Here is a 14,673-nt window from a genome sequence, read left to right as displayed (position 1 = left end):
GAGGACCCCACCCCCATGGCCGAGACCCCCGCCGGCAAGGTGACCTTCGTCGGTGCCGGCCCCGGCGCCGCCGATCTGCTGACGTTCCGCGCCGCGCGCGCCATCGCCGAGGCCGACGTCGTGATCTGGGCGGCCAGCCTGGTCCAGGCCGAGGTCCTCGAACACGCCCGCGCGGACGCCGAGATACTCGACTCGGCGGGCATGTCCCTGGAGGACGTCGTCGCCGTCTACGAGCGGGCCCGCGCCCGGGGCCTGAAGGTGGCGCGCGTGCACTCCGGCGACCCCGCGCTGTGGGGCGGTACGCAGGAGCAGCTCGACCGGTGCGCCGAGCTGGGCGTCGCCACCGAGATCGTGCCCGGGGTGTCCGCGTTCTCGGCGGTCGCGGCGCTGGCGGGGCGCGAGCTGACGATCCCGGAGGTCGCGCAGTCCGTCGTGCTCACCCGGCTCGGCGGCGGCAAGACGCCGATGCCGCCCGGCGAGGAGGTGCGGGAGTTCGCCCGGCACGGCACCACGATGGCGATCTTCCTCTCGGCGGCCCGCAGCGGTCAGCTGGTGCGCGAGCTGCTGGAGGGCGGCTACCCGACCTCCACCCCGGTGGTGGTCGCCCACCAGGCGACCTGGCCGGAGGAGCTGGTGGTGCGCTGCACGATCGGGACGCTGGAGGAGACCGTGAAGGAGCACCGGCTCTGGAAGCACACCCTGTTCCTGGTCGGCCCGGCCCTGGCGGCCACGGGCACCCGCTCGCACCTCTACCACCCCGGCCACTTCCACGGGTACCGCAAGGCCGACCCCGAGGCGCGCAGAGCACTGCGCGCGCACGGGGCCTCGACGTGATCACGGTCGTCGGTACGGGGACGGGGGCGCCGCCGCCCGAGGACGTCCTCGCGGGGGCGGAACTGCTCGTGGGCGGACGGCGGCACCTGGACGCCGTACCCGGGGCCGACGGCGTGGAGCGGGTCGCGCTCGGCGCGCTGGGCCCGGCCCTGGACACCGTCGCCCGGTATGTGGACGAGGACCGGCGGGTGGTCGTGCTGGCCTCCGGGGACCCGGGGTTCTTCGGGATCGTGCGGGTGCTGGCCGAGCGGTTCGGCCCCGAGCGGCTGCGGGTGCTGCCGGGGGTGTCCTCGGTGGCGTCGGCGTTCGCCCGCGCCGGGCTGACGTGGGACGACGCGGTCGTCGTCAGCGCGCACGGGCGTGCGCTGCGGACCGCGGTCAACGTCTGCCGGGCGCATCCGAAGGTGGCGGTGCTGACCGGCCCGGGGGCCGGTCCCGCCGAGCTCGGCGCGGCGCTGGCGCGCGGGAGCGGGACACGGGTGCTGCTCGTCGCCTCCGCGCTGGGCTCCGCGGACGAGCGCGTGGAGCGGGTGACGCCCGCGCAGGCGGCCGGCCGGGACTGGGGGCCTTCGGTGAACGTGGTGCTGTGCCTGGACGGGGCGCGGGCGCGCGGGCCGGTGCGCACGGTCGCGGGTCCGGCCGTGGGGCCCGCCGGGTGGGCGCTCCAGGAGAGCGCGTTCACGCACCGCGACTCGATGATCACCAAGTTCGAGGTGCGGGCGCTGGCGCTGGCCCGGCTCGGGCCCCGGCTCGGCGATCTCGTGTGGGACGTGGGGGCGGGGTCCGGCTCGGTGGCCGTGGAGTGCGCGCGGCTCGGCGCCGCCGTCACGGCGGTCGAGAAGACACCGGACGGCATCGGGCGGATCCGCGCCAACGCCGCCGCGCACGGCGTCGACGTGCACACCGTGCACGGGGTGGCGCCGGACGTCCTGGCGGACCTCGACGACCCGGACGCCGTGTTCGTCGGGGGCGGCGGCCGGGAGCTGCCCGCCGTCGTCACCGCGTGCGCGCGGCGCGCCCGGCGGACGGTCGTCGTCGCCGTGGCGGCAATGGACCGGGTGCCGGCCGCGCGGGACGCGCTGACCGCCGCCGGACTCGACTGCGACGGGGTGCTGTTGCAGTCCTCGCGGCTCGCCCCGCTGCCCGGCGATGTCTCCCGGCTCGCGGCGGCCAATCCGGTATTCCTGCTGTGGGGCGTCAGAAAGCCCCTGGAACGTAAGGGAGTTGTCCAGTGATCGGCCTCATTTCCGCCACCGCGGCGGGGGCGGCGGCACGCGACCGGCTGGCCGCGGCGTGGCCGGACCGGGTGCGGGTCTACGACGGGCCCGTGGGGGACGGTGTGCGGCGGGCGTTCGCGGAGTGCGAGCAGCTGGTGTGCTTCCTGGCCGCGGGTGCCGTCGTCCGGCTCGTCGCCCCGCTGCTCGGCGACAAGGCGGCCGACCCCGGGGTGGTGTGCGTCGACGAGGCCGGCCGGTTCGCCGTGCCGCTGGTCGGCGGGCACGGCGGCGGCGCCAACGAACTGGCCCGCGAGATCGGTGAGTTGCTGGGCGCCGAACCCGTGGTGACCACGGCCACGGACGCCGTCGGCATCCCCGGTCTCGACACGCTCGGCCTGCCCGTGGAGGGCGATGTCGCCGGAGTGTCGCGCGCGTTGCTCGACGGCGAGCCGGTGGCGCTGCGGGCCGAGGTGAACTGGCCGCTGCCGCCGCTGCGGACGGGCCCCGAGGGGGCGTACACGCTCCGGGTGACGGACCGGCTCACCGAACCGGCCCGGCACGAGGCCGTGCTGCGCCCGCCGACCCTGGTGGTGGGCGTGGGCGCCTCGGCCGGCGTCCCGGTGGACGAGGTGCTCGCGCTGGTCGGCGACGCCCTCGCCGAGGCGGGCCTGAGCGCGGCGTCCGTCGCCGAACTGGCCACCGTGGACGCCAAGTCGGCCGAGCCGGGGCTCGTCGGGGCGGCGGCCCGGCTCGGCGTCCCGCTGGTCACCCACCCCGCCCCGGCGCTGGCCGCCGTCGCGGTCCCCAACCCCTCCGACGCGCCCCTCGCCGCCGTCGGCACGCCCTCGGTGGCCGAGGCCGCCGCGCTGGCGGGCGGCGGTGAACTCCTCGTCCCCAAGCGGAAGTCGCGGCGCGCGGACGGCCGGCCGGCCATGGCGACCTGCGCCGTCGTACGGCGGCCGGGGCGCGGCCGGCTCGCGGTGGTCGGGCTCGGTCCCGGCGCGCGCGACCTGCTGACGCCCCGCGCCAAGGCGGAGCTGCGGCGGGCCTCGGTGCTGGTCGGCCTCGACCAGTACGTGGACCAGATCCGCGACCTGCTGCGCCCCGGCACCCGGGTCCTGGAATCGGGGCTCGGCGCCGAGGAGGAGCGGGCGCGCACCGCGGTCGAGGAGGCCCGCGGGGGCCGGGCCGTCGCCCTGATCGGCAGCGGCGACGCGGGCGTGTACGCGATGGCCTCCCCGGCGCTCGCGGAGGCGTCCGACGACATCGACGTGATCGGTGTCCCCGGGGTGACCGCGGCCCTGGCGGCGGCGGCCGTCCTCGGCGCCCCCCTCGGGCACGACCACGTGTCCATCAGCCTGTCCGACCTGCACACACCGTGGGAGGTCATCGAACGGCGGGTGCGGGCGGCGGCCGAGGCGGACCTGGTGGTCACCTTCTACAACCCGCGCTCGCGCGGCCGGGACTGGCAGCTGCCGGGGGCCCTCGCGGTCCTGGCCGGGCACCGCGCGCCCGCGACGCCGGTCGGTGTCGTGCGCAACGTCTCACGCCCGGACGAGTCGGTCCGGCTCACCACCCTGGAGGCGCTGGACCCGGCGACGGTCGACATGATGACCGTCGTGACGGTGGGCAACACCGCGACCCGTGACATCGCGGGCCGCATGGTGACGCCGCGCGGCTACCGCTGGCAGGAGGGGGCCCGGTGAACCGCGTCGTCCACCCCATCGAGGAGGAGTCCTACCGGCGGATGCGCGCCCGCCTGGACACCACGCACCTGCCGCCGCTGAGCCGGGCCGTCGTGGAGCGGGTCGTGCACTCCGCGGCCGACCTCGGCTACGCGGACGATCTCGTCCTGGACGAGGGCGAGTTGGCGCGGGCGCACACGGCGCTGCACTCCGGGGCGCCCGTCGTCGCGGACGTCGAGATGGTCGCCGCCGGCATCACCCGGCACCCGACCGTGTGCCGGCTGCGCGACGCCGTGGCCGCCGCGGGGCTGACGCGTTCGGCGCACGCCGTGCGGCTCGCGTACGAGCAGGTGGGCCCCGGCGCCCTCTGGGTGATCGGCAACGCGCCGACCGCGCTGGAGGAGCTGCTGACCCTGGACGCCGCCCCCGCGCTGGTGATCGGCCTGCCGGTCGGCTTCGTCGGCGCGGTCGAGTCCAAGGCCGCGCTGCGCGCGAGCGGGCTGCCCGCCGTGAGCAACGTGTCCGAGAAGGGCGGCTCGGCCGTGGCCTCCGCCGCGCTCAACGCCCTGCTGTACCACCCCGTTCCGCGTTCCGAGGAGACATCGTGACCACGCCGCCGCCCGCCCTGCTCATCGCCGGCCACGGCACCCGGGACGACGCCGGGGCCGAGGCGTTCCGGGACTTCGTGCGCGCGCTGGGCCGCCGCCACCCCGAACTGCCCGTCGCGGGCGGCTTCATCGAGCTGTCCCCGCCGCCGCTGGGCGAGGCCGTCGCCGAACTCGTCGAGCGGGGCGTCAGGCGGTTCGCCGCGGTCCCGCTGATGCTGGTGTCCGCCGGGCACGCCAAGGGCGACATCCCGGCGGCGCTGGCCCGCGAGAAGGAGCGGCACGCGGGCATCTCGTACACCTACGGCCGTCCCCTCGGACCGCACCCGGCGCTGCTGGACGTGCTGGAGCGGCGGCTGGACGAGGCGCTCGGCCCGGCGGGACGCGCGCCCGGCGACCGGGCCGACGTCACCGTGCTGCTGGTCGGCCGCGGCTCGACCGACCCGGACGCCAACGCCGAGGTGCACAAGGCGGCGCGGCTGCTGTGGGAGGGGCGCGGCTACGCGGGCGTGGAGACGGCGTTCGTGTCGCTGGCGGCGCCCGACGTGCCGAGCGGCCTGGACCGCTGCCTGCGGCTCGGGGCGCGCCGGATCGTGGTGCTGCCCTACTTCCTGTTCACCGGCGTCCTGCCGGAGCGGGTGCGGCAGCAGACGGAGGGCTGGGCGGCGGCGCACCCGGAGGCCGACGTGCGCGCGGCCGGCGTCATCGGGCCGGAGCCGGAGCTGCTCGACCTGGTGATGGAGCGCTACGCGGAGGCGGTGCGCGGCGATCTGCGGATGAACTGCGACACGTGCGTGTACCGGATCGCACTGCCCGGCTTCGAGGACAAGGTGGGCATGCCGCAGCAGCCGCACTTCCACCCCGACGACGACGGGGACCACCACCACGGGCACCACCACGGCAGCCACTCCCATGCGCACTGACGCGCACGATCTGCGCCACCACGGCGACGCGGAGGTCCGGGACGGCGGCGCGGAGCTGGTCGACCTCGCCGTGAACGTCCGCGCCGGCACGCCTCCGGCCTGGCTGCGCGCGCGCCTCGCGAGCGCGCTGGACTCGCTCGCGGCGTATCCCGACGGCCGGGCCGCGCGGGCCGCGGTGGCCGCCCGGCACGGGCTGCCGGTGGAGCGGGTGCTGCTGACGGCGGGGGCGGCGGAGGCGTTCGTACTGCTGGCCCGCGCCCTGGAGGTGCGGCGGCCGGCCGTGGTGCATCCGCAGTTCACCGAGCCGGAGGCGGCCCTGCGGGACGCCGGGCACGAGGTGGCGCGGGTGCTGCTGCGGGAGGAGGACGGCTTCCGGCTCGACGCCGCGGCCGTCCCCGAGGACGCCGACCTGGTGGTGATCGGCAACCCCACGAACCCGACGTCGGTGCTGCATCCGGCCGCCGCGATCACCCGACTGGCCCGCCCCGGGCGGACGCTGGTGGTGGACGAGGCGTTCATGGACGCGGTGCCGGACGAGCGTGAGGCGCTGGCGGGGCGGACGGACGTGCCGGGACTGGTGGTGCTGCGCAGCCTGACCAAGACCTGGGGGCTGGCGGGGCTGCGCATCGGCTACGTCCTGGCCGCGCCCGGGACGGTCGCCGCGCTGGAGCGGGCCCAGCCGCTGTGGCCGGTGTCCACGCCCGCGCTCGCCGCGGCCGAGGCGTGCGTGTCGCCGCGGGCCCTGGCGGAGGCCGCGGACGCGGCGCGCGGTCTCGCCGCGGACCGGGCCCATCTCGTGGCCGGGCTGGAGGAGTTCGCGTCCGCGGGGGTGCGGGTCGCCGGGCCGGCCGAGGGCCCGTTCGTCCTCGTACGGCTGCCGGGGGCGGCGCGGGTGCGCCGGCGGCTGCGCGGCCTCGGCTACGCGGTACGGCGCGGGGACACCTTCCCGGGCCTGGACGAGCGGTGGCTGCGGCTGGCCGTACGGGACCGGGGCACGGCCGACGGGTTCCTCAGGGCGCTGGAGCGGGCCCTGGCGTGAGCCGGGGAGCGGGGGCCGCTCGCTCCCCGGCCCCGGTCAGCTCCTGCCGCGGCGGGAGACCGCGACCGCTCCCCCGCCCGCGAGGAGCAGGACGAGCGCGCCGCCCGCGATGTACGGGGTCACGGGGTTGCCGCCGGTCTCCGCGAGGCCCTGGTCGGCGGACCCGCCCTGCGGCTCCACGTCGCCCGCCGGCCGGGCCTGCGGCTTGCGGGACGCGGGCGGGGGCGGGGTCTCGCAGGTCGCCTCCGCGAGGGTGAGGGTGCCCTCGACCTGGGCCACGTTCAGGTTCAGCGGGTTGACGGCGACCTTGAGCCGCAGGGCGGTGGCGGCGGCCGTGCGGGAGGTCTGCCGCGTCGTGGAGTAGTCGAGGCGCACCTCGCCCACACCGGGCACCGCGACCTCGGTCGTGCCGCCCGCGGTGAGGGTGACCTTCTTGCCGAGGACGGTGACGTCGCCCAGCAGGTTGGAGGAGGCGGTGGGGGTCTTCCCCGTCGCGCAGGTCGCCCGGGAGGTGACCTGGCCGACCTCGATCAGCGACAGCAGGGGCAGACCGGGGAGGTGGACCTCGGCGCGGGCGAGCCGGCTGAAGCCCTCGGCCCTGCCGTCCGCGACGGTCGCCGTCGACGTGGCGGCCTCGGCCTTCAGCACGCTGAAGGGGCGGCCGCCGTCGACGCCGTTCAACTCGGCCGTCAGCGCGGTCTTCCCGGCGCTGCGGGGCGCCTGCACCTCGTTGAGGGCGACCGCGAGCGGGACGTTCACGGTCTTGTCGAGCAGGGAGACGTCGAGCCCGGTGCGCAGGACCGCGGCGCTCGCGCGGCCGTCGCCGGTGGCGTGGGCGGTGCCGGCCGCGCCGAGGACCGCGGGACCGGCGGCCAGGGCGGTGGCCGCCGCGGCGGCCAGAGCGCGTGCGGGCAGGCGGAAGTTCTTGCCGTTCAAGGTGGGACCCCCAGAGGAGACATGCTCGGGACCCGGCAAGACTCGCGCACCGAGAGTGAACCGTCAGCCTTCCGGCGCCACTTCACTCCAACGTGACTTTGTCGTGAATCTTTTCGAATTGTCGGGTACGGATGTTCCTCGAAGTCGCCCCGGTACCCCCTCCCGTGCGAGCGCGCGCGGGCGCGTCGGCGTACGCGGGGAGCCGCCGGAAGCGCCGGACCGGCACCGTCACACGGTGTGAGCGGGGCCGGCCCGGTGCAGACGTCCGTCCGCGACGGGGCGAACGCGGACGCCGCGGGAGCCGTCGGCGGCTGCCGCAGGAGCCCCGCGGTGGCCGATCGGCGGGGTCCTATCCGACGACCCGTCCGCGCAGCACGGTCCGGCGGGGGGCGGCGAGGACGCCGACGTCCTCGCGCGGGTCGGAGCCGTAGACGACCAGGTCGGCCGGGGCGCCCTCCTCCAGTCCGGGGCGCCCGAGCCAGGCGCGGGCCGCCCAGCTCGCCGCGGCGAGGGCCTCGGTGGCCGGGAGGCCGGCGGTGACCAGCTCGGCGACCTCGGCGGCCACCAGGCCGTGCGGGAGGGTGCCGCCGGCGTCGGTGCCGACGAAGACCGGGATGCCGGCGTCGTGGGCGGAGCGCACGGTGTCGTAGCGGCGTTCATGGAGCCGGCGCATATGGGCCGACCAGCGCGGGTACTTGGCCGCGCCGCCGTCGGCGAGGGCGGGGAAGGTCGCGATGTTGACCAGGGTCGGCACGATGGCCACGCCCCGGGAGGCGAACAGCGGGATCAGGTCCTCGGTCAGTCCGGTGGCGTGCTCGACGCAGTCGATACCGGCCTCGACGAGGTCCCTCAGGGAGTCCTCGGCGAAGCAGTGCGCGGTGACCCGGGCGCCCAGCCGGTGGGCCTCGGCGATGCCCGCCTCGACCGCCTCGCGCGGCCAGGCCGGCGCGAGGTCGCCGAGGTCGCGGTCGATCCAGTCGCCGACGAGCTTCACCCAGCCGTCACCGCGCCGGGCCTCCCGGGCGACGTACGCGACCAGGTCCCCGGGTTCGATCTCGTGGGCGTAGCCGCGGATGTAGCGGCGGGTGCGGGCGATGTGCCGGCCCGCCCGGATGATCCTCGGCAGGTCCTCGCGGTCGTCGACCCAGCGGGTGTCGGAGGGCGATCCCGCGTCGCGGATCAGCAGGGTGCCCACCTCGCGGTCGGCGAGGGCCTGCTGCTCGGCGGTGGCGTCGTCGACGGGGCCGTGCGGGCCGAGGCCCACATGGCAGTGCGCGTCCACGAGACCGGGCAGCGCCCAGCCCTCGACGGTGCGGACGTCGCGGGCGCCGGCGGGGCGGTCGTAGGTGATCCGCCCGCCGACGACCCACAGCCCGTCCCGGACGTCCTCGGGCCCGGCAAGAACCCGCCCCTTGACGTGCAGCACCACGCGTTCGCTCATGCGGGGCACCTTAGAGAAGAAGTCGCACCGCAGGCGAGGCAGGGCCTGGTCGGCCCATCACCCTGCGGTGCGGCCCCGCCACCCGAGCACGCCCGCACGTCCACGACGCCGTCCCCGGCTCAGAGGTCACCGGCCGCTACGAGATGCTCCGCGAACGCGTTGGCGATCCGGGCAGGGGGGGCGTCCGGGACGAGCGCGTCCGGGAGCCCGTCTTCGAGCCCCCACGAAGTGTTGAACATGATGGCCAGGCCCTCCGGCACGACCTCCGCTCTGAGCCAACGGGCGAACACGGCCGCGGAGCCGACGGCGCAGTCCCGCACAGACAGACCCTCGGGGGACATCAGCGCCATACCGTCCAGCCGCTCGTCACCCAGAGCGATCCCGAAGTGCATCGACGAGCCCGTGACCGGCCCCCCGAGACCGTCGTCGACGCGAACGTACTCCTCGGGGCTCCTGTCTCGGAGCTTGGCGACGAGACCCTCGTACGTCAGCCCCCAGGTCTCACCCCCCGCCGGGGAGAAGACGTACGTGGTACGCAGTTTTGCGATCTCTTCGGGTTCCATCGTGGTGCGTGCTTTCTGAAGGAGGCTGTGGCGGAGCAGATCACGGAACGTAGCGTGCCTGGCCCTTGACCCCGTAAGCGGCCATCATGATGCGCCAGTACTGGACGGAGTCCTGATTGTTCGTGACGGTCTCAACCCCGCGCATCTCCGTGTTGCGCGGATCATTGAGAGCGGCTGCATACTTCTTGAGCTCGTCACGATCACTGCGATAGAGAAAGTCCTTCTTGTCCGTGGCGTGATTCTCCCGGAGCTCCTCCAGGGAACGGTAGCAGCGCCGGTCCGGCTTATTGACGTACTTCGCTTCGACGGCCATACCGTCGCTCTCCCGGAACCCGTCGACCATCAAAGTGCTCTGCACGCTGTACCCGGGCGGTATGCGCACTTCGTACTCGGGGTAGCCCGCCACCCTCCTCTGATAGGCGACTTCGGCCGGCCTGCCCCCGGAGACATCTCCTTGACGCAGGGAGTTCAGCCAGGTCTGGAAGCCCGCACGTTCCTTCGGTGTCAATTGAGGAAAGCGAGGGTTGGGTGGCGAGGCCGGAGGAATGGGTTGAACGCGTGGCCCGTCGGCCGGCCGGTAGGCGACCGGGATCAGGGCAGGGATTCGGATGAGGGGCGCCAGGAACGGAGGCAGGCCCGGCATGTTGTCATTGTCCGGCCGCGGCATCCTGACCCGGCCTCTGGAACTGTCGAGGGCGGGTGGGATCTTCCCCAGCGAGGCGATGCGCATGTCTCCCGCGACAAGTTCACCGAGTCCCCCGTCGCGACCATCTCCACCGAATCTGGGCTGCTGCCAGGGCAGGAGGAAGTCGCCCGGGGACGTCTCCTCTACCGGAAGCCGCTGCTTGGCAGTCTCGATATGGCCGGCATAGGCGTCGCAGGCGTTGGCGATCATCCGGCAGGCGGTCGGGAGATTCGCCAGGAGGGTCTCATCCTCGCTGACCTCACTCGGCGGAGGGTTCTTGCCGACGAACTTCCTGAAGAACTCCTCCACACGATCGGCTGTCTGGCCGACCTCGTCCAGGGTCGCACGCTTCCATGCTGTCTCGGCGCCCCAGTACGCGTCCTCAAGGATCTTGGCCGCGGAACGCCAGATCTGCGCCACAGCACGGCACTTGGCGGGTTGCCCAAGAAAACGCTCGTTGAACAGGTACCGGTCGACGCCACTGGTTTCCCCGACGACCTCGGGAAGATCCTCGGCACTGTGGCTCGCGCGCGGGGCGCAGTCCGGGCCCGACGGCTGCGCGCCGATCGCCGGCCCTTGAGGGCTCTGCCCCAGAAGGTCGGCTGCAATCCGGCTCTCCTGTTTCAGGTACGCCTCAGCCGACTTGAGCAAAGCCCCCGCCCCGTTGGCCATGACTTGATGAGCGAACCCCGACTGGTCGTAGACCGTCTTCACGGCTTCCCTGTACACGAGGGCGAAGGCCCGGCCCGCCTCACCATCACCGGCCATCCCTCCGTTCTCACCGAGTTGCAGAGAAAGCAGGCCCAGCATGTCGTAGATCAGGTCACGCAGATCCACCAACGACCAGGACGCGTTGACGAAGTTCGAGGTCTGATGCCGAAGATCCAACGCCCCTCCCCCTCGGAGCAAGACACGCACCCGGGAACCGTACACGGTTGCGAAAGCGCATCAGGGAGTGACCGGCGCTGATGCGCCAACTGTCGCACTACGCGCCTTCCCACGCGGCACGGCGGACGCGGACGCAGCCGATCCCCGGGATGTCGCGCTCACGGCGAGGGGGACGGGGACCGGCGACTGCGGGGGCGGCGTCCCTGCGGCCGGGCCCCGGTCCTGGACCGACCCCTCCGTCGGCTCGCGCCCCGTGGCGATCCACCGGTGACCGGCTACTCCCCCTCCCCCCGTCGGGCCGGGTTCTCCTCCTCGACCTCGGCCATCGCCGGGTCGAGGAGGCGGGAGAGGAAGTGGCGGGTGCGTTCGTTGCGGGGGTTGCCGATGACGTCCTCGGGGCGGCCGTCCTCGACGACCACTCCGCCGTCCATGAAGACGACCCGGTCGGCGACCTCGCGGGCGAAGGTCATCTCATGGGTGACGACCATCATCGTCATGCCCTCGTCGGCGAGCATGCGCATGACGGCGAGGACGTCGCCGACGAGTTCGGGGTCGAGCGCCGAGGTGGGCTCGTCGAAGAGCATCACCGCGGGGCCCATGGCGAGGGCGCGGGCGATGGCGACGCGCTGCTGCTGGCCGCCGGAGAGGGAGGCGGGGTAGGCCGACGCCTTCTCCGCGAGGCCCACCCGCTCCAGGTTCTCGGCGGCGACCTTCGCCGCCGTCGCCTTGTCCCGCCGCAGGACGCGGCGCTGGGGCAGCGTGAGGTTCTCCACCACCGTGAGGTGCGGGAACAGGTTGAACTGCTGGAAGACCATGCCGATACGGCGGCGTACGGCGTCGATGTCGACGTCCGGGTCGGTGAGTTCGGCGCCGCCGACGAACACCTGGCCTTTGGTGGGCTCTTCGAGGAGGTTGACGCAGCGCAGCAGCGTGGACTTGCCCGAGCCGGACGGGCCGATCACGCAGACGACCTCGCCGCGGCCGATCTCCAGGTCGATGCCGCGCAGCACCTCGTTGTCGCCGAAGGACTTGTGCAGGCCGCGGACTTCGATCTCCGGTCGGGTCATTTCACGGCCTCCTGGGCCTTCGCCTCCATACGGCGTACGACGAAGCCGAGCGGGATCGTGATGAGCAGGTAGCAGAGGCCCGCGACCAGGATCGGCGTGGAGTTGGCGGTCTGGCTGGCGAGGTCGCGGCCGAACTTGGACAGTTCGCGCTCCTGCAGCGTGACACCGAGGAAGAGCACCAGCGAGGAGTCCTTGAACAGCAGGACCAGTTCGTTGGTGAGCGGCGGCAGGATGATCCGGAACGCCTGCGGGATGATGATCGAGACCATGGCGCGGGCGGGCGAGAAGCCCAGTGAACGCGCCGCCTCCATCTGCCCCTTGGGCACGGCCTGGATGCCGGCGCGGATCGTCTCCGCCATGTACGCCGCGGCGACGAGGCCGAGCGCGAGGGCGACCTTGCCGTAGGTGCCGCCGATGATCTCCGTGCCGGGGAAGGCCAGCGGGACGGCCACCCCGATGAAGATGAAGATCAGCAGGGCGGGCAGCCCGCGGAAGATCTCGATGTAGACGCCGGCGAGCCAGCGGTAGGGCCCCACCGACGACAGCCGCATCAGCGCGACGACCATGCCGAGCACCAGTCCGACGGCGAAGCCGGACACCGTGTAGAGCACGGTGTTCTTCAGTGCCAGGGTGATGACGTCCGGGAACATCTCCCGGGCGATGGGCCCTTGGGCGAACTGGTTCTTCAGACGGCCCCAGTCGGCCGCGACCGCGAAGGCGATCACGGCCGCGACGAAGACGACGTACTGGATGCCGCGGGACAGGCTGCGCTTCTGGCGCCGTGTGAGGCCCTTGCGCCGGGGTGCGAGCCCGGTGCCGTTGCCGGTTGCGTCGGACACGGGGGTCAGGCGGCGGGCGAGGCGGAGGCGGCGGACTGGTCGTACGGGCCGATCCACTTCTCGTACAGCTTCTTGTACGTGCCGTCCGACTTGGCGTCGCTGATCGCCTTGTTGATCGCCTCGCGGAGCTTGGTGTTGCCCTTCTTCACCGTGAAGCCGTACTGCTCACCGGTGTTGATCTGCTCGGCGACCTGGAAGGCGGCCGCGTTGGCCTTGTCCTTCAGCCAGCCCCGCACGACCGGGTAGTCGATGACGACGGCCTGGACCTGGCCGGTGCGCAGGCCGTTGAGGACGGCGTCGGAGGAGTCGAAGGACACCGGGTCGAGGCCCTTGCTCTTCGCGTAGTCCTCGCCGGTGGTCTGCGCCTGCGCGCCGACCTTCTTGCCCTTGAGGGCGGCGAAGGAGGAGATGCCGCTCTTCTTGTCGACCAGCACGGCCTGGGTGGCCTCGAAGTACGGGTCGGAGAAGTCGACGTTCTTCTTGCGCTCCGCGGTGATGGTCATGCCGGCGGCGGCGAGGTCGCACTGGCCGGCGTTGAGGGAGCCGCCGGTCTTGAAGTTCTCGAAGGGCTGGTCGACGATCGCCTGCTGCACGCCGAGGTTCTTGGCGACCAGGTCGACCAGGGAGACGTCGAAGCCCTGCACCTTGCCGTCGATCTCCGACTGGAAGGGCGGGTAGGGCAGGTGGGTGCAGGTGGTGAGCCGGCCCGCCTTGACGAGTTCGACACCGCCGGCCGCGGTCTTCGAGCCGCTGCCGCCGCCGTCGCTGGAGGTGCAGCCGGCCACGAGGACCAGCCCGGCCGTCGCGGTGGTGGCGGCCAGAACACGGGTCCGGCGCCCGAGGGTCGTCTTCAAGGAGAGCCTCCTGTGAGGGAACAGTGGGTTCCGATTATAAGGAGAAGTTTGAGGTCCTCAAATCAAACCCATGGCCGACAGCCTGTTTGACCTGAGAAGTCGGGAACGCAGGTGAGTGCCCCGATCTGCCGGGTGCCGGGTCCCCCGACCGGCGCGCGACTACGCTCCTCGGGTCGGCTCCGGAGCGCGGAGCCCGAGCGCCGAGAGCGAAGAGAGTTCCGCCGTGACCCATCCCCTGCTGGACCTGCCCCCGCTGACCGCCGCCCGGTTCGCCGCGATCGAGGACCGGGTGGCCCGGCTGCTCGGCACCGCGCAGGACGTCGTGATCATGCAGGGTGAGGCGCTGCTGCCGCTGGAGGGGGTGATCCGGGCGGCGGCCGGGCCCGGTACGACGGCGCTGAACGTGATCACCGGACCGTACGGGCGGACCTTCGGGGACTGGCTGCGCGACTGCGGGGCGACCGTGATCGATCTGGCGGTGCCCTTCCACACGGCCGTGGACGCCCGGCGGGTGCGGCGGGCGTTCGCCGAGCACCCCGGCATCGACTTCGTGTCGCTGGTGCACGCGGAGGCGGCGACCGGCAACACCAATCCCGTCGCGGAGATCGGCGAGGTCGCGGCCGAGCACGGGGCGCTGTTCTCCCTGGACGCCGTCGCGTCGATCGGGGCCGAGCCGGTGCTCACGGACGCGTGGGGCGTGGACCTGTGCGTGATCGGGGCGCAGAAGGCGATGGGCGGCCCGGCCGGGGTGTCGGCGGTGTCGGTGAGCGAGCGGGCATGGGCCCGGATGGCGGCGAACCCGCGGGCGCCCCGGCGGTCGTACCTGTCGCTGCTGGACTGGAAGGAGCGCTGGATCGAAGGCGGCCGCGCGGTGCTGCCGCACGCGCCGGCCCAGCTGGAGATGCTGGCGCTCGAAGCCTGCCTGGCGCGGATCGAGGCGGACGGGGCCGAGACGGTGATGGCGCGGCACCGCACGGCCGCTCTGGCGACCCGGGCGGGCGCCGCGGCACTGGGCGGGGGCCTGGAGCCGTACGTGCGCGACGTGCGCGAGGCCGCGCCGGTCGCCACGACCCTGCGGGTGCCGGCCGGCGTGGCGG

14 protein-coding genes are annotated in these 14,673 nt (G+C 73.8%); 7 read left to right on the top strand and 7 right to left on the bottom strand.

The features are described 5' to 3' along the window. The first annotated feature begins 15 nt into the window (after window positions 1-15). From cobM to cobC, 6 genes are read left to right on the top strand one after another with little or no spacing between them, the layout of a single operon-like run. Window positions 16-834 (top strand): precorrin-4 C(11)-methyltransferase, encoded by an 819-nt coding sequence (gene cobM / locus SZN_RS19795; protein ID WP_007497801.1) that lies wholly within the window; start codon window positions 16-18, stop codon window positions 832-834. After that, entirely contained in the window at window positions 831-2,069 is a 1,239-nt protein-coding gene (locus SZN_RS19790) for a bifunctional cobalt-precorrin-7 (C(5))-methyltransferase/cobalt-precorrin-6B (C(15))-methyltransferase (RefSeq protein WP_007497799.1), read from the top strand. Before cobM ends, SZN_RS19790 begins: the two co-directional genes overlap by 4 nt. Then, window positions 2,066-3,757 (top strand): precorrin-3B C(17)-methyltransferase, encoded by a 1,692-nt coding sequence (cobJ, locus tag SZN_RS19785; protein WP_007497797.1) that lies wholly within the window; start codon window positions 2,066-2,068, stop codon window positions 3,755-3,757. Before SZN_RS19790 ends, cobJ begins: the two co-directional genes overlap by 4 nt. Beyond that, window positions 3,754-4,344, top strand: coding sequence for a precorrin-8X methylmutase (locus SZN_RS19780; protein WP_007497794.1), 591 nt, complete (start codon window positions 3,754-3,756; stop codon window positions 4,342-4,344). The genes cobJ and SZN_RS19780 overlap by 4 nt, the downstream gene beginning before the upstream one ends. Further along, window positions 4,341-5,264, top strand: a complete 924-nt coding sequence (locus SZN_RS19775) for a sirohydrochlorin chelatase (RefSeq protein WP_007497792.1) — start codon at window positions 4,341-4,343, stop codon at window positions 5,262-5,264. Before SZN_RS19780 ends, SZN_RS19775 begins: the two co-directional genes overlap by 4 nt. Beyond that, window positions 5,254-6,303, top strand: a complete 1,050-nt coding sequence (gene cobC / locus SZN_RS19770) for an Rv2231c family histidinol phosphate aminotransferase CobC (RefSeq protein ID WP_007497790.1) — start codon at window positions 5,254-5,256, stop codon at window positions 6,301-6,303. Before SZN_RS19775 ends, cobC begins: the two co-directional genes overlap by 11 nt. A gap of 36 nt (window positions 6,304-6,339) precedes the next feature. Here cobC and SZN_RS19765 read toward each other — a convergent pair whose 3' ends face one another. The 7 genes from SZN_RS19765 to SZN_RS19735 all read right to left on the bottom strand — a co-directional run bounded on the left by SZN_RS19765 (window position 6,340) and on the right by SZN_RS19735 (window position 13,576). Then, on the bottom strand, window positions 6,340-7,239 hold the full coding sequence (locus SZN_RS19765; protein WP_007497789.1) for an SCO1860 family LAETG-anchored protein: 900 nt from the start codon (window positions 7,237-7,239) through the stop codon (window positions 6,340-6,342). A gap of 349 nt (window positions 7,240-7,588) precedes the next feature. Continuing rightward, entirely contained in the window at window positions 7,589-8,680 is a 1,092-nt protein-coding gene (locus SZN_RS19760; RefSeq protein WP_007497787.1) for an amidohydrolase family protein, read from the bottom strand. Between the two features lie 119 nt (window positions 8,681-8,799). After that, entirely contained in the window at window positions 8,800-9,243 is a 444-nt protein-coding gene (locus SZN_RS19755; protein ID WP_007497785.1) for a hypothetical protein, read from the bottom strand. A gap of 40 nt (window positions 9,244-9,283) precedes the next feature. Continuing rightward, entirely contained in the window at window positions 9,284-10,816 is a 1,533-nt protein-coding gene (locus SZN_RS37930; RefSeq protein WP_007497784.1) for a restriction endonuclease fold toxin-2 domain-containing protein, read from the bottom strand. A gap of 275 nt (window positions 10,817-11,091) precedes the next feature. Then, window positions 11,092-11,883, bottom strand: coding sequence for an amino acid ABC transporter ATP-binding protein (locus SZN_RS19745; RefSeq protein ID WP_007497782.1), 792 nt, complete (start codon window positions 11,881-11,883; stop codon window positions 11,092-11,094). Continuing rightward, complete coding sequence (locus tag SZN_RS19740) at window positions 11,880-12,722, bottom strand: amino acid ABC transporter permease (RefSeq protein WP_043731873.1); 843 nt, start codon at window positions 12,720-12,722, stop codon at window positions 11,880-11,882. The genes SZN_RS19745 and SZN_RS19740 overlap by 4 nt, the downstream gene beginning before the upstream one ends. Before the next feature lie 5 nt (window positions 12,723-12,727). Next, window positions 12,728-13,576 carry a transporter substrate-binding domain-containing protein gene (locus SZN_RS19735; RefSeq protein WP_007497778.1) on the bottom strand — a complete coding sequence of 283 codons (849 nt, stop codon included), beginning with the start codon at window positions 13,574-13,576 and terminating at the stop codon, window positions 12,728-12,730. 223 nt (window positions 13,577-13,799) lie between these two features. On the opposite strand from SZN_RS19735, the gene SZN_RS19730 reads away from it, so the two are divergent. Next, window positions 13,800-14,673, top strand: an 874-nt coding sequence (locus tag SZN_RS19730) for a pyridoxal-phosphate-dependent aminotransferase family protein (RefSeq protein WP_007497777.1), incomplete at its 3' end; no start/stop codon positions are given.

The organism is Streptomyces zinciresistens K42 (assembly GCF_000225525.1).
GTDB classification, from domain to species: Bacteria; Actinomycetota; Actinomycetes; order Streptomycetales; family Streptomycetaceae; genus Streptomyces; species Streptomyces zinciresistens.
The sequence above is the reverse complement of the archived record's forward strand: the minus strand, read 5'-3'. Positions and strand labels throughout refer to the sequence as shown.

Excerpts from the sequence above, each read along its gene's own strand:
- cobM (WP_007497801.1), top strand. The coding sequence starts at position 16 with ATGGCCGAGACCCCCGCCGGCAAGGTGACCTTCGTCGGTGCCGGCCCC.
- cobC (WP_007497790.1), top strand. The coding sequence starts at position 5,254 with ATGCGCACTGACGCGCACGATCTGCGCCACCACGGCGACGCGGAGGTC.
- SZN_RS19760 (WP_007497787.1), bottom strand. The coding sequence starts at position 8,680 with ATGAGCGAACGCGTGGTGCTGCACGTCAAGGGGCGGGTTCTTGCCGGG.
- SZN_RS19755 (WP_007497785.1), bottom strand. The coding sequence starts at position 9,243 with ATGGAACCCGAAGAGATCGCAAAACTGCGTACCACGTACGTCTTCTCC.
- SZN_RS19745 (WP_007497782.1), bottom strand. The coding sequence starts at position 11,883 with ATGACCCGACCGGAGATCGAAGTCCGCGGCCTGCACAAGTCCTTCGGC.